Origin of the sequence: Mesorhizobium sp. M8A.F.Ca.ET.208.01.1.1, from assembly GCF_004791315.1 — a bacterium.
Taxonomy (GTDB): Bacteria; Pseudomonadota; Alphaproteobacteria; order Rhizobiales; family Rhizobiaceae; genus Mesorhizobium.
The window spans coordinates 1-369 of sequence record NZ_SRUT01000118.1 but is presented as its reverse complement, the minus strand read 5'-3'; the positions used below and the strand labels follow the sequence as shown (position 1 = coordinate 369).

Annotated in this window: 1 protein-coding gene; it reads left to right on the top strand. The window is 64.5% G+C overall.

The genetic code is table 11. The annotated features are described in order from the left end of the window. Positions 1–244: putative quinol monooxygenase (locus tag EN851_RS34540; RefSeq protein ID WP_135931067.1), on the top strand; the 244-nt coding region annotated here is incomplete at its 5' end. Between the last annotated feature and the right edge of the window lie 125 nt (positions 245–369).

The following is a 369-nucleotide window of genomic DNA, read 5'->3' as shown; positions in this document are numbered from 1 at the left end:
GCCGGCGATGCAGCGAATGATTCTGGCCAGCCGCGCCGAGCCCGGCTGCCTTCACTATTCCTACGCGCAGGATGTGCTGGATGCCGGGCTCATCCATGTTTCGGAGGCCTGGAGCGACCGCGCCGCACTCGAGGCGCATTTCAAGTCCGCGCATATTGCGCAATGGCGCGCGAGCTGGGCGGAACTCGGCATCGGCGAGCGCAGGCTCACGCTATACGAGACGGACGGCGGCGTGCCGACTTGATCGTCCGAGGCACGCAGACTATTTCGCGCACCGACAAAATGGCGCCACATGCGGTCGGCATTGCGATTGCCACGCAAAGCCGCCGCGCGTATCAGGCACGGCAGTTCCTATCTTTCGCATACCGG